Source organism: Streptacidiphilus sp. MAP12-20, assembly GCF_041262525.1.
GTDB lineage: Bacteria > Actinomycetota > Actinomycetes > Streptomycetales > Streptomycetaceae > Streptacidiphilus.
The window spans coordinates 35504-48154 of the sequence record NZ_JBGCCK010000030.1 but is presented as its reverse complement, the minus strand read 5'-3'; the positions used below and the strand labels follow the sequence as shown (position 1 = coordinate 48154).

Below are 12651 nucleotides of genomic sequence, written 5' to 3'. Positions count from 1 at the left end.
CCAAGGACGATGGTGGTGGTGCGGGTGACCGGGGTGCGCGTCGACCGCGACGGGCCGGTGTGGACGGTCGTCCTCTCCCGCCCGGAGCGACGCAACGCCGTGGACGGACCGACGGCGGACGCCTTGTTCCGCGCGTTCGCGGAGTTCGACGCGGACCCGACGGCCTCCGTCGCCGTCCTGTGGGGCGAGGGCGGCGCGTTCTGCGCGGGCGCCGACCTGAAGGAGGTCGGCGGCTCGCGCGGCAACGCCCTCAGCCCGGACGGCCCGGGCCCGATGGGCCCGAGCCGGATGCGCCTGGGCAAGCCGGTGATCGCCGCGATCGCCGGCCACGCCGTGGCGGGCGGACTGGAGTTGGCGATCTGGTGCGACCTACGGGTGGCCGCGGAGGACGCGGTCTTCGGTGTCTTCTGCCGACGCTGGGGCGTCCCGCTGATCGACGGCGGAACGGTCCGGCTGCCGCGCCTGATCGGCGCGGCACGCGCGATGGACCTGATCCTCACCGGCCGCGAGGTCCGCGCCGACGAGGCGCTGGCGATCGGCCTGGCCGATCGCCTCGTCCCCACCGGCACGGAACGCGCCGCTGCCGAAACCCTCGCCCACGAGATCGCCGCCCTCCCGCAGACCTGCCTGCGCAACGACCGCCTCTCCGCACTGGAGGCGGAGGGCCTCACCGAGGAGGCCGCGCTGGCGAACGAGTTCACTCGGGGCCTCGCGACCATCGAGGCCGAAGGGCTGCCGGGCGCGGAGGCCTTCCGCAACCGCCGTCCGTGACATCCGTCAGGTTCAGCGGCCTCCGGTCAGGCACAGCCGACCCGCGGCGTCCCCCGATACCGCTGTGGTCCCTCGCAGCCCTAGAATCTGCGCCGTCCGGACGGAACAGGCAAGACGGGGGAACCGCATGCAGCCACTTGAAGCCGATGATCCATCAACGATAGGCCCGTACAGACTCGTTGCCCGCCTCGGCGCCGGTGGGATGGGGCGGGTGTATCTCGCGCGCAGCGCGGGCGGGCGGACGGTCGCCGTCAAGGTCGTGCGTCCCGAGCTCGCGGACGACCCCGACTTCCGCGCCCGGTTCCGGCGGGAGGTCGCCGCCGCACAGTCCGTGGACGCCGCTTACACGGCGCGCGTCGTCGACGCGGACCGGGACTCCGCCACGCCATGGCTTGCGACTTCCTACGTCCTGGGCCCTTCGCTGAACGAGGCTGTGGCGACGTACGGGCCGCTGCCGGAGCACAGCGTGCGGGCGCTCGGCGCAGTGCTCGCGGAGGCACTCGGCGCGATCCACGGCGCGGGGCTGATCCACCGCGACCTCAAGCCCTCCAACGTGCTGCTGGCGGCGGACGGCCCGCGCGTCATCGACTTCGGCATCGCCCGCGCCTTCGACGGAGGTGACCTCACCAGTACGGGTGTCGTCGTCGGGTCCCCGGGCTTCATGTCGCCGGAGCAGGCGTCGGGGCGGGCGGTCGGGCCGGAGGGCGACGTCTTCTCGCTCGGCTCTGTGCTCGCCTTCGCCGCGACCGGGCACGGCCCGTTCGGGCAGGACTCTGTCGCCTCCCTGCTCTACCGCGTGGTCCACGACGCTCCCGACCTCGAGCCGGTCCCCGCGGGGCTGCGCGAGGCGATCGGCGCCTGCCTGGCCAAGGCCCCGGAGGACCGACCCACTCCCGCCCAACTTCTCGGCATGCTCGCACCCGACGGCGCGCAGGCAGTGCTGCGGGGCTCCTGGCTGCCGGCCGACGTCGCCTCGGGCATCGCCCAACACGCTGCCCGCGTCATGGAGTTGGAGACACCGACACCGCACAACCCGGTCGGCGCCGATCCGCGCGGCGCAGCCGTGGGACAGCAGCAGCCAGAGCACGGCACCTTCGTCCTCGGCGGCCAGCCCGGCGCGAACACGCCGCCTGCCTCCTCGGCGCCTGCGCTCGGCGCGGCGCAGCCCTCGCGCCGCAAGCTGCTCTACGGCGCGCTCGGCGTCGCCGCCATCGCCGTGGCCGGCGGGGGCACAGCGCTCGCGCTCGCCGGAGGCGGCAAGCCCAAGCCGACGCCGACGCCGACGCTCGCGGCGTCGCCGTCCGTCACGCCGACCACCTTCCCGACGCGGCCGTCAGGCGTTCCGCCGCAGCCGCTGTGGACCTACACCGCGGACGGCACCGTGGGCAGTGCCCCGGTCGCCACCGACGGCCGGGTCCTGTTCGCGGGCTCCTCGGCGACCGCGCTCGACGCGCGCAGGGGGACGCCGGCCTGGACGGGCCCGCAGGTGAACGACGGCATCCTGATGCCGCCGATCGGCCTCGGGGGCGGGTTCGCCGTGATGCTGACGAACGATCGGAAGCTCGTCGGCCTCAACCCGGCGAACGGGGCGCAGCTCTGGTCGTCCAGTGGCACCAACGACCTGCAGTTCGAATACCTGCTCGGGGTGAGCGACCAGGCGGCCTTCATCCTCGGGAACAAGTATCCGCTGGACGCCAAGGGCATGCCGGTCATCACCATGGGGGCCAACTACAGCGCGGTCATGGCCGTCGACCTGCACACCCGCAAGGTGCTCTGGACCGAGCCGCGCAACGCCAGTGCGAGCAACCAGGTGCTCGGCTTCGCCACGGACAAGTACCTCGTCTACACGAACGACCTCAACAACGTCGTCGTGCGCAGCGCGACCAACGGAACCCAACTCTGGTCCCAGGACTTCGGCGAGCCGAAGTGGTCGACCCAGGCGATGCCGCTGCTGGTGGGCGACACGATCTACCTGCCGGGACCGGAGATCATCGGCTACGGACTCGACCACGGGGACCGCCGCTTCACCTCCAAGCCCGCACCCAAGGGCACCTACCTGGGGCTGACCCATGCCGACGGGTTCCTCTACGCCAGCAATCTCGGAACCGCCCAGGTGATGGCCGTGGACCTGAAGTCCGGCGCCATCGCCTGGGAGGCCGCCGTCCCGCCCGACCTGATGGGAACGCCGCTGGTCGTCGTGGGCGGCACGGTCTTCTGCGTGTCCCTCGTCTCCGGCAGCAGCGAGGGCATCGCCGCCATCGATCGCAGCAACGGCAAGGTGCTGTGGACCTTCCAGGACGGCGTCGACTCCACCGACGACTGGGCACTCTCCACCGACGGCACCCTGCTGTACGGTGCCCACCACTCTCGCGTCTACGCCCTCCCGCCGATCTGAACCACCGGTCCGTCAGCGGAGCTTGAGCGCGGCGAGCTGCTCCGCGAACGGGACGACGTCCAGGGGGTACCCCCGGCCGAAGGCTGGGGGAGGGTCGGCGCGCCGCGCCTGGGCGGGCTGCCGCAGCAGTACCGCGGCCAGCTCGCCCGCCGCGCGGTCGATGTGCTGGCGCAGGCCGTTCTCGTCCGCGCCGCCCCAGTCCTCGGAGGCGGCGTAGACGGCCGTCGGCACCACGGCCGCGCGCAGGTAGGCGAAGAGCGGCCGCAGCGCGTGGTCGAGGGCGAGCGAGTGACGGGCGGTGCCGCCGGTCGCGCCCAGCAGGGCGGGCCGCCCGGTCAGCGCGCCCTGCTCCAGCACGTCGAAGAAGGACTTGAACAGCCCGCTGTAGGAGGCGGAGAAGATCGGCGTCACCGCGATCACCGCGTCGGCGCCGGTGACGGCGTCGATGGCCTGCCGCAGTTGCTCGCCGGGGAAGCCGGTGACGAGGTTGTCGGCGATCGGGTGCGCGAGCTCGCGCAGCTCGACGTGCTCGGCGACGACGTCGCGCCCCGCGTCGGCCAGCTTGGCGCGGACCGCCTCGGTGAGGCGGTCGGCGAGCAGGCGGGTCGAGGACGGCTGGCTCAGCCCGGCCGAGACGACGGCCAGCGTGATGGTCTCCATGTCTGCTTCTTCCCTGCTCTGCTGCTCAGGCGTTGACGGTGTCGGTGCTGGTCGCGGCCTGCGCCGCGGCGAGTAGCGAGGCGTGGTTCGGCGCGTCGGGAACGCCGGCCGGGCGGCGCTTGGCGAACTCCTCGCGCAGCACCGGCACGACCTCCTCGCCGAGCAGGTCGATCTGCTCCAGCACGGTCTTCAGCGGCAGACCCGCGTGGTCGACCAGGAAGAGCTGGCGCTGGTAGTCGCCGGCGTAGTCACGGAAGGAGAGGGTCTTCTCGATGACCTGCTCCGGCGTGCCGACCGTCAGCGGCGTCTGCGCGGTGAAGTCCTCCAGCGACGGGCCGTGGCCGTAGACGGGCGCGTTGTCGAAGTACGGGCGGAACTCGCGCACCGCGTCCTGCGAGTTGTGACGCATGAAGATCTGCCCGCCGAGCCCGACGATCGCCTGCTCGGGCGTGCCGTGGCCGTAGTGGGCGTAGCGCTCGCGGTAGAGCTCGACCATGCGCTGGGTGTGGTCCTTGGGCCAGAAGATGTTGTTGTGGAAGAAGCCGTCGCCGTAGAAGGCGGCCTGCTCGGCGATCTCGGGCGAGCGGATCGAGCCGTGCCAGACGAACGGCGGCACGCCGTCGAGTGGGCGCGGCGTCGAGGTGAAGGACTGCAGCGGGGTGCGGAACTTCCCCTCCCAGTCGACCACGTCCTCGCGCCACAGCCGGTGCAGCAGCGCGTAGTTCTCGACGGCGAGCTGGATGCCCTCGCGGATGTCCTTGCCGAACCAGGGGTAGACCGGTCCGGTGTTGCCGCGGCCCATCATCACGTCCACGCGGCCGTTCGCGATGTGCTGGAGCATCGCGAAGTCCTCGGCGATCTTCACCGGGTCGTTGGTGGTGATCAGGGTGGTGGAGGTGGACAGGATGATCCGCTCGGTGCGGGCGGCGATCCAGCCGAGCATGGTGGTCGGCGAGGAGGGCACGAACGGCGGGTTGTGGTGCTCGCCGGTGGCGAAGACGTCCAGGCCGACCTCCTCCGCCTTCTCCGCGATGGCGAGCATGGCCTTGATGCGCTCGTGCTCGGTCGGGGTGCGGCCGGTGGTGGGGTCGGGGGTGACGTCTCCGACGGTGAAGATCCCGAACTGCATCGTGCTCACCTGTCTTTTCTCGAGGCTTCTCGCCTGCTTGCCGAACGACTCGCGCCGTCGTTGAAGATTCAACCATGATGTTGTTGATATTTCAACTAGTCTGCTGAACGATCGCAGCGCCGGGCGCATTCCCGACCTCCGTGCGAGTGTGACAGCGCTACTGTTGAGCCCAGCGGCTGCCATAGGGCATGCACGGGTCAAGGGGAGGCGCGTTGACGGTCGACGAGTTGGCGGCGCGCGCCGGGATCACCGTCCGCACGCTGCGCTTCTACGCCGCGAAGGGCCTGCTCCCGCCCCCGCAGCTCGGTCCGCGCCGGGTCGGCCGCTACGGGCCCGAGCATCTGGGCCGGCTGGAACTGATCGAGGAGTTGCAGCGACAGGGACTGACCCTGGCGGCGATCGAGCGCTACCTGGCGCAGCTCCCCGACGACGTCGGCTCGCTGGACCTCGCGGTCCACCGGGCGCTGGTCGCCTCCTGGCAGCCGGAGGCGGCGGAGCGGATCAGCCGGGAGCAGCTGGAGCGCCGAGCGGGCCGGGCCCTCAGCGACGCCGACCTGGACCGACTCGCCGCGATGGGCGCGATTATCCCGCAGCCGGGGACGTCGGGCGCGCCGGGCGCGGAGCCGGCCGACGTCCCCGAGTGCTTCTCCGTCGACCCCGGCCTGCTCCCGCTGGGCGTCCGGGTCCTGGACGTGCCGATCCCGCTGGAGACCCTGGTCGCCGCCCGCGCGGTCGTCCGCCTCCACAGCCGCGCGACCGCCCACGACCTGCACCGCCTGTTCCGTGACACGGTCTGGCGCCCCTTCCGCGCCTCCGACCCGAGCCCGGAGGGCCTGGAGCGGATGAAGGAGCTGGCCGCGCGTATCGAGCCGATGGTCGTCCAGGCCCTGGTCACCGCCTTCCAACGCTCCCTGGCGGAGGAACTGGCGGCGCCGCCGCATCCTCAGGGGCGCGAGGAACTGCGCGAGAAACCACCCTGCGCGGATGGCCCAGAACCTTGAGGACCATCCGCATGCGGGTGGCTTGTCGCGCAGTTCCCCGCGCCCCTGAGGAGGTGCAACTGCATGCGGTAGCGCACAGCAGTTCCTAGCACCCCTGTGGTGGTGCAACCACAGGCCGCAGCGCCAGGTCAGCGCGGCTGCCAAGCCGAGAGCGCGCGGACGGTGGCGAAGAGACGGCCGTCCTTCCACGCGCCGCTGATCACGCCGTCCGTGAAGCGCTCGCCGCGAACGAGCGCGGTCGCCGTGCGGACGGCGTCGGCCGGGGTGAGCATGCCCTCAGGGGTGAGCGGCGGGAGGGTGTAGTCGACCCAGTGGAACGCCGGGGTGACCGCGCCGACCGTGGCCAGCGCCGCCGTCACCGCGTTCACCCGCGAGCCGTAGACGGGGTGAGGGCCCTGCCACTCCGCGTCTCCCGGCTGGACGCTCCAGCCGCCCGCGAAGTCACCCAAGCGGGCCCACGCGCCCAACGCCCCGGCGGACTCCCGGTCCAGTCCCGCCAGCAGCGCCTCGTCCGTCGGGTCGCCCTCCGCGCCGCTGCCGGTCGGCGGCCGGAACCGCTGCTCGGGGTGGATCAGCCGGGAGGTGAGCTCGTACTTCGCCGTCAGCCGGGCGCGCAGCGCCGCGTCAGGGAGGAGCGCGAGCCGGTCGGGCGCGGAATTGCTCGCCAGGTCCGCGTCCTTGACGGTCACCGCGCCCGGCGTGGCCAGGACCCGGGCCGCGTAGTCGGCGAGCGGCTCGTCCGCCCGTTTGGTCAGGGCCAGCACGATGTCCTTCGTCCGCTGCGGCAGCGCGGCCGCGTCCAGCCACTCGACGCTCAGCGCATCGTCCTCGACGGCGTCGTGCAGCCAGCCCGCAGCGACCTGCGCCTCGTCCCCGCCGAGCCGCGCGGTCCCCTCCGCCACCGCCGCCAGGTGCACGGCGTACGGGCGGCCGGCCTTGTCGAGCTGTCCGGCGTGCGCGGCGCGCGCGATCGCTTCGACCTCGTCGAGCGTCAGCAGCTGCGCAGGGGAGGCGCCAGGGGAAGTCTCCGCCATCTCGTTCGTCCTCTTCGCTCTTCAGCTCGTCGCATGGGGTGGGTCGGCCGGTTCGCACCAGTGTCGCCTGCGGAGCAGGACATCTTCCGCAGGCGACGCGCGCCGACCTCCCCATGGACGGTGGTCGCATTCGAGATCAGTTCATCAGACAATCAGCGACCATGAGTGCAACGGTCTCCACCCTCGTCTCCGCCGAGCTCCTGCCGATAGCCGACGGCGTCCACGTCTGGCGGCCCCGGCCCGGCGTCGGCTGGGGGCTCGCCAACTGCGGGCTGCTGGCCTCGCAGTCCACCGCCGCGTGGATCGACTCGCCCTACGACCGGACCCTCGCGGACGAGTTCCTGGCCCGCTGCCGACCGCTGCTCGCGGAGGGCACGGAGGTGGACTGGCTCCTCGTCACCCACGGCAACGGCGACCACCTGTGGGGCTGGCAGGCAGTGCCGGACGCGCGGGTGGTCTACACGCAGGCGACCGCCGGTCACATCGCCCACGAGCCGGACCCCTGCGACCTGCACGGTCTCGTCCACAGCGCCGACACGGACACCCTGGTCGGCTGGTACCTGAACCGCCACTTCGGCCGCTACCGCTGGCCGGAGACGGAGCTGCCGCAGCCCGCGCTCACCTTCTCCGGCGAGGTCGAGATCGCCGTCGGCGACATCCCGGTCCAGCTCACCCAGCTCGCCCCCGCGCACACGCGCGGCGACCTGATCGCCTACCTGCCGCGCCAGCAGGTCTGCTTCGCCGGCGACATCGTCTTCGCCGCGAGCCCGGAGGAGCCCGGTGACCATCCGGTGCACTGGGCGGGGCCGCTGGAGAACGTGATCGCGGGCTGCGACCGGGTCCTCGCGACCGGTGCGGCCACGATCGTGCCCGGCCACGGCCCGGTCGTGGACCGCGCAGGCGTCCACGCCCACCGCGACTACCTCTGCTACCTGCGCGACAGCGCCCACCGCCTGCACGCCGCCGGCGTCCCCGCCCCCGACGCCGCCCGCCGCCTCGCCGCGGAGGCCCGCTACCCGCACCTCCACCTGCCCGAGCGCCTGGCCGTCACCGTGGCGCTGCAGTACCGCTACCTGGACGGCGCACCGGAGGCGCCGATGCTTCAGCAGATGTACGCGCTGGCCCAACTCGCCTGGGAGGTCGAGTATCCGGGCGTTCCACTGCCCTCCCCGCGTGCGGTCGCGCAGACCGCTCCGGGCAGCCCGGACATGCACGCGTTCCCCGGCGCCCGGGACGCGTAGAGCCAGGCCTCCGTGGCCAGCCCGCTGTGCCCCTCGCCCTGCGGCGCGTCCAGGTACTGCGTGCGCAGCCAGCGCTGGTAGGCCGCGTGCACCGACCGCAGCACCTCCGCCCGCGTCCCCTCGCCCGCGAGCAGCAGCCCTTCGGCCGTGAAGAGGGTCATCTGCGTGTCGTCCGTGACCTCCGCGAGCCGCCCGTGCGGTCGCCGGAGCGAGGTGACCCCCTGCGGGCCGTGATCGTGGAGGATCCGCTCCAGGTGCTGGAACTCGACCGGCCATCCCAGTGCGTCCCCGATCGCCCCACCGACCAGACACCCCCGCACCCGGTCCCGCCGCTCCAGCTCTGCCGCCGTCTCCGCCGTCATCACCCCTCCGTCCCGGTACGGGCTCGCGCGCCCGCACCGTGCGACGGTAACCAACGACCACCGAAGCCGCTCACCTTTTGCCCAGTGCGGCTCGCGGTCGGAACCATGTTCGACGATCAAAAAGACGTTGCCACACCACAGTTGTGGCATCAGCCGAAGTCCCCGACCGTGCCTCTCCCGACGGCCGGGGCCGGCTGCATTCGGCGGGCAGGGGGCCTTCGGGGCGACGTACCCGCCCCGCCGCAGTGGAGTGGCGAGCCTGTACCCCTATCGTGGACCTCCAACCGCCACCGTCACCGACTCAGCCGGGGAACCCAGCGCTTATGACCACCATCTCCGTACAGACCAGCACCACCATTCCCTCGCCGCTCCTGCCGTCCGATGTCCGGGAAGACCTGTGCCGATATGCGGAGGCGGGCGGCTTCACTCTCAGGGCCGAGACCCACCCGTGGTACGCGGCTCTGGATTCCGTCTCCGATGTGGAGGAGGCGCGCGCCGCCTCGACCGTCCTGGCGGAGCTGCGGGGCCGCGACCTGCCGTTGATCCAGCACGCCGCCGAGCAGTTGGGCACCGTCCACGGCTTCGACGCGCCCGGCACGTTCGCGGAGACCGCGACCCTCGTCTCGCTGATGCTGCGGGTGCGCGCGACGCTCGCGGTGCTGCGGCCGGAGGCCTACGAGATCGAGTTGGACGCGCTCCTCGCGGCCACCGCGACCAATGCGTGGCGTGCGGAGCGCGGAATGAAGCAGTCGTGGCTTCAGCGGTTCGCGCTCGGCCGCCAGGCGCGCCGGCTCACCCTGGCGCGGACCGGACGCGCCGACCTGCACCTCGCGCTGGGGCGCGCGGCAGCGGAGCGCGACGAGTGGGCGGCGCTGACCCGCGAGGGCGGGCCGACGCTGCCGACGGATCAGGAGTTCCTGGACCAGTCCGGCCCGGCGGCGGACGCCGCGATGGCGGGGCTCCCCGAGCTCGCCCGCCTGATCGGAGCCGAAAGCGCCCTGGAGGCCCTCCCTCTGTCGGACCTGGCCGACCTCCTGGACCGCCTCGCGGCCGACGAGGGCACGCTCTACCGCCTCCCTCGCCTCCGGACGCTGCGCGACGGCCTCCTGGCCCAGGGCCAGTCGGACCTGCTCTCCGAGCTGACGGCCCGCCAAGCCGACGCGGCCGAAACGGAAGCTCTCCTCGCCCCGGCCCCGGCCCCGGCGCCGGAGCCGCTAGCCGTCCCTGCGGCGGCGGCCGAGCCGGAAGCCCTTCCTGCAGTGGCCGCCGAAGCGGAGCCGGAGGCCGACCCGACCCCGGCCGCCGAGCCGCAGGCCGAGGCCGTCGCTGCGGCGACCACCGAGCCGGAGGCGGAGGCTACCCTTGTGGTGACCGCCGAGCCGGAGCCGGAAGCCGTCGCGACCCTGGACTCCGAGCCGGAGGACGTCACTGCGGTGACAGCCGAAGCAGAGCCGGAGGCCGACCCGACCCCGGCCGCCGAACCGCAGGCCGAGGCCGTCACCGCGGCGACTACCGAGCCGGAGGCGGAGGCTACCCCTGAGGTAACCGCCGAGCCGGAGGCCGCGCACGTCGAGGACGAGTCGGACACGGCGGACGCGCAGCAGGCCGAGGCCGAGACCGCCCCTGAGCCCGAGCTCGAGGTCGAGCAGGCCTCGGAGCCGGCGGCTGAGGATGAGGCCGCTGCCGAGGTCTCGGAGGCAAGCGCGCCCGAAGCCACAGCCGACACCGACACCCAGGTGGCCGCATCGGACGGCGCGCCCGCGCCCGCGCTGACGCCGGAGACCCCGAAGAAGGCCAGCACCGCCCGCCGTCCCCAGAAGCCGGCCGTCACGCCGGGACAGCCGGTCACCGCGTACTCCGCCGACGAGCTCGAAGCCGTCGTGCACTGGATCGACAGCGATGCCGTCGAGCGCACGAACGAGGAACTGCTCCGGGCCGCCATGAAGGAGCTCGGCTTCTCCCGCCTCGGCCCCCGCATCAAGGAAGCCCTCGGCACCGCGGTCGCCGCCGTCCGCGGCTGACCGGCTCGCGGCTACGGGATGGATCAGGTCGCTGCGCCTCAAGGGCAGTACCTGTGCGCCGCACCCGATCCATCCCGTAGCCGTACGGTCGAGCCGCCCGCGCTCCAGCCTGCCTCACCCCGGGGCGGTGAAGCCCGACTCGTAGGCGATCACCACGGCCTGGGTGCGATCGCGCGCGCCCAGCTTTGCCAGCACCCTGCTGACGTGGGTCTTCACCGTCTCCGCGCCGACGAACAGCCGCTCCGCGATCTCCGCGTTGGACAGCCCCGTCGCCATGAGGCGCAGCACGTCCGCCTCTCGCTCCGTCAGCTGCTGGGACAGCGCGCGTGCGGCGGCGGGTGGTCGGTGACGGAGCGCCAAGTCGCGGATCGCCGCCGGAAACAGCAGTGAGTCGCCCTGGGCGACGAGCCGAACCGTCTGCACCATCTCGGCCGCGCGCGTGCGCTTCAGCAGGAAGGCCGCCGCGCCCTCGCGCAGCGCGTCGTAGACGTACTCGTCGTTCTCGAACGTGGTCACCACCACGATGCGCGGCGGCGGGTCGACGACCTCGAGGATCCGGCGGGTCGCAGCGATGCCGTCCAGGGTGGGCATCCGGACGTCCATGAGGACCACGTCCGGGCGCAGTTCGCGGGTCAGCGACACCGCCTCCGCGCCGCTGGCGGCCTCCCCCACGACGGAGAGATCGGGTTCCAGGTCGAGGATCGCCCGAAGGCCGCTGCGCACCAGGGCCTCGTCGTCGGCGAGCAGGATCCGTACGGTCACGGCCTTCCTCCCAGGGGGAGCCGCAGATGGAGCCGCCAACAGTCCCCCTCGCGTGCCGCGGCGACCGCGCCGCCCAGGACGGCCGCGCGCTCCTGCAGGCCGGTGAGTCCGCGACCGCCACCGGGGCGGCGCGGCTGAGGGGCCGAGAGCGGGTTGGTCATCTCCATCTCCAGTTCGTCGGGGCCGATGCCGATGACGATCCGTACCGGCACCTTTCCGCCGTGGCGGAGCGCGTTGGTGAGCCCCTCCTGCACGATCCGGTACGCCTCGCGCGAGACCGTGGGCGGAAGCAGGGCCGGATCGCCCGCCACCTCCGCGTGGACCTCGGTGCCGGCCGCCCGCGTCGAGGCGAGCAGTTGGTCGAGTTGGCCGAGGTCCGGGACCGGCCGGCGCGGCGGCCGGTCGGTGGCCTCCTCACGCAGGAGCCCGAGTACCTGGTCCAGCTCCTCCAGGGCGCCGCGTGCCGACTCCTCGACCGCCTCGAGTGCGCGCCGGGCGAAGTCGGGGTCGGTCGTCAGCACCCGGCTTGCGGCGCCCGCCTGCAGCGTGACCACGCTGAGCGCGTGCCCGACGGAATCGTGCAGCTCGCGGGCGATCCGATTGCGGTGGGCGAGCCGGGTGGCCCGCTGCTCGCTCTCGGCGAGGCGGTCGGCCAGCGCCTCCGCCGGGGACGGGCCGAGCAGCCGGGGCGCGCAGCGGGCGAGCAACCGTCCGCTGCCGGCGGCGGCGAGCCCCAGGGCCAGCAGCACCGCCAGCCCGAGCGGTGGTCCCCACCAGACCGGGACGTCCCGCACCCACGGGAGCGTTGAGCGTCGTCGCTCCCCGAGGAGCGGATCCGCCAGAACGACGGCGGCGAAGGGCGGCGCCGCCAGGGTGGCGCCGGAGACCAGTCCACCCAGTCCCAGGTGCAGGGTGTACCAGGCGGCGCCGCGGGCCCGGGCGCCGGGCGCGGTGGCCCGCCCGGTCGACATCGACGCGAACGCTCCGCCGAGCAGCGCACGGGCGGCGCTGCCTTCGATCACCCGCACCGCAGGGATCAGCGCGGCGGACGCAGCCGCGAGGGCGAGAGACGCGAAGAAGGCCAGGATTTGGTTCACGAGCCCTGTCTCGCCGGTGGCCTGTGCCCGCAGGCCGATTCCGGCGGCGACGTCGGCCAGCATGAAGTAGGGCATCGCCAGTGCGCCGCCGAGGACGAGGTGCGCCCAGCGCAACAGGGTTTGCCGCCCCAGCACGGGGGCGGCAAGGGCAGTGAGGCGGGTGGGGGCCGACACCTCT

9 protein-coding genes and 3 pseudogenes are annotated in these 12651 nt (G+C 73.1%); 5 read left to right on the top strand and 7 right to left on the bottom strand.

Features of this window, described 5'->3' with window-relative positions; translation table 11 throughout:
• The first annotated feature begins 15 nt into the window (after positions 1 to 15).
• Entirely contained in the window at positions 16 to 771 is a 756-nt protein-coding gene (locus ABIA32_RS30280) for a crotonase/enoyl-CoA hydratase family protein (protein ID WP_370102419.1), read from the top strand.
• A gap of 127 nt (positions 772 to 898) precedes the next feature.
• Positions 899 to 3166 (top strand): PQQ-binding-like beta-propeller repeat protein, encoded by a 2268-nt coding sequence (locus ABIA32_RS30275; protein ID WP_370102416.1) that lies wholly within the window; start codon positions 899 to 901, stop codon positions 3164 to 3166.
• A 12-nt stretch (positions 3167 to 3178) separates the two neighbouring features.
• Here the strand turns inward: ABIA32_RS30275 and ABIA32_RS30270 are convergent, their stop codons facing one another.
• Positions 3179 to 3826 (bottom strand): FMN reductase, encoded by a 648-nt coding sequence (locus tag ABIA32_RS30270; protein WP_370102413.1) that lies wholly within the window; start codon positions 3824 to 3826, stop codon positions 3179 to 3181.
• A 25-nt stretch (positions 3827 to 3851) separates the two neighbouring features.
• Positions 3852 to 4955 carry an LLM class flavin-dependent oxidoreductase gene (locus tag ABIA32_RS30265; RefSeq protein ID WP_370102485.1) on the bottom strand — a complete coding sequence of 368 codons (1104 nt, stop codon included), beginning with the start codon at positions 4953 to 4955 and terminating at the stop codon, positions 3852 to 3854.
• Between the two features lie 188 nt (positions 4956 to 5143).
• Here ABIA32_RS30265 and ABIA32_RS30260 point away from each other — a divergent pair, with 188 nt between their 5' ends.
• Positions 5144 to 5956 carry a MerR family transcriptional regulator gene (locus ABIA32_RS30260; protein WP_370102409.1) on the top strand — a complete coding sequence of 271 codons (813 nt, stop codon included), beginning with the start codon at positions 5144 to 5146 and terminating at the stop codon, positions 5954 to 5956.
• Positions 5957 to 6084: 128 nt separating this feature from the next.
• On the opposite strand, the pseudogene ABIA32_RS30255 reads toward ABIA32_RS30260, so the two are convergent.
• Together ABIA32_RS30255 and ABIA32_RS30250 are read right to left on the bottom strand one after the other, a co-directional pair.
• Positions 6085 to 6354, bottom strand: a pseudogene (locus tag ABIA32_RS30255) (DUF6508 domain-containing protein); the annotation flags it as partial.
• 192 nt (positions 6355 to 6546) lie between these two features.
• Positions 6547 to 6990: pseudogene (locus ABIA32_RS30250) on the bottom strand (HD domain-containing protein); the annotation flags it as partial.
• A 161-nt stretch (positions 6991 to 7151) separates the two neighbouring features.
• Between ABIA32_RS30250 and ABIA32_RS30245 the strand changes: the two are divergent.
• Positions 7152 to 8231, top strand: a complete 1080-nt coding sequence (locus ABIA32_RS30245; protein WP_370102406.1) for an MBL fold metallo-hydrolase — start codon at positions 7152 to 7154, stop codon at positions 8229 to 8231.
• Between the two features lie 17 nt (positions 8232 to 8248).
• Here the strand turns inward: ABIA32_RS30245 and ABIA32_RS30240 are convergent.
• Positions 8249 to 8593 (bottom strand): annotated as a pseudogene (locus ABIA32_RS30240) (ADP-ribosylglycohydrolase family protein); the annotation flags it as partial.
• A gap of 323 nt (positions 8594 to 8916) precedes the next feature.
• Between ABIA32_RS30240 and ABIA32_RS30235 the strand changes: the two are divergent.
• On the top strand, positions 8917 to 10614 hold the full coding sequence (locus ABIA32_RS30235) for a hypothetical protein (RefSeq protein ID WP_370102403.1): 1698 nt from the start codon (positions 8917 to 8919) through the stop codon (positions 10612 to 10614).
• Between the two features lie 114 nt (positions 10615 to 10728).
• Here the strand turns inward: ABIA32_RS30235 and ABIA32_RS30230 are convergent, their stop codons facing one another.
• Positions 10729 to 11376 (bottom strand): response regulator, encoded by a 648-nt coding sequence (locus ABIA32_RS30230; protein WP_370102400.1) that lies wholly within the window; start codon positions 11374 to 11376, stop codon positions 10729 to 10731.
• Complete coding sequence (locus ABIA32_RS30225; protein WP_370102397.1) at positions 11373 to 12647, bottom strand: sensor histidine kinase; 1275 nt, start codon at positions 12645 to 12647, stop codon at positions 11373 to 11375. The genes ABIA32_RS30230 and ABIA32_RS30225 overlap by 4 nt, the downstream gene beginning before the upstream one ends.
• Positions 12648 to 12651 lie beyond the last annotated feature (4 nt).

Coding starts and splice junctions, on each gene's coding strand:
- ABIA32_RS30245 (WP_370102406.1), top strand. CDS start 7,152: ATGAGTGCAACGGTCTCCACCCTCGTCTCCGCCGAGCTCCTGCCGATA.
- ABIA32_RS30275 (WP_370102416.1), top strand. CDS start 899: ATGCAGCCACTTGAAGCCGATGATCCATCAACGATAGGCCCGTACAGA.
- ABIA32_RS30260 (WP_370102409.1), top strand. CDS start 5,144: ATGCACGGGTCAAGGGGAGGCGCGTTGACGGTCGACGAGTTGGCGGCG.
- ABIA32_RS30235 (WP_370102403.1), top strand. CDS start 8,917: ATGACCACCATCTCCGTACAGACCAGCACCACCATTCCCTCGCCGCTC.
- ABIA32_RS30265 (WP_370102485.1), bottom strand. CDS start 4,955: ATGCAGTTCGGGATCTTCACCGTCGGAGACGTCACCCCCGACCCCACC.
- ABIA32_RS30270 (WP_370102413.1), bottom strand. CDS start 3,826: ATGGAGACCATCACGCTGGCCGTCGTCTCGGCCGGGCTGAGCCAGCCG.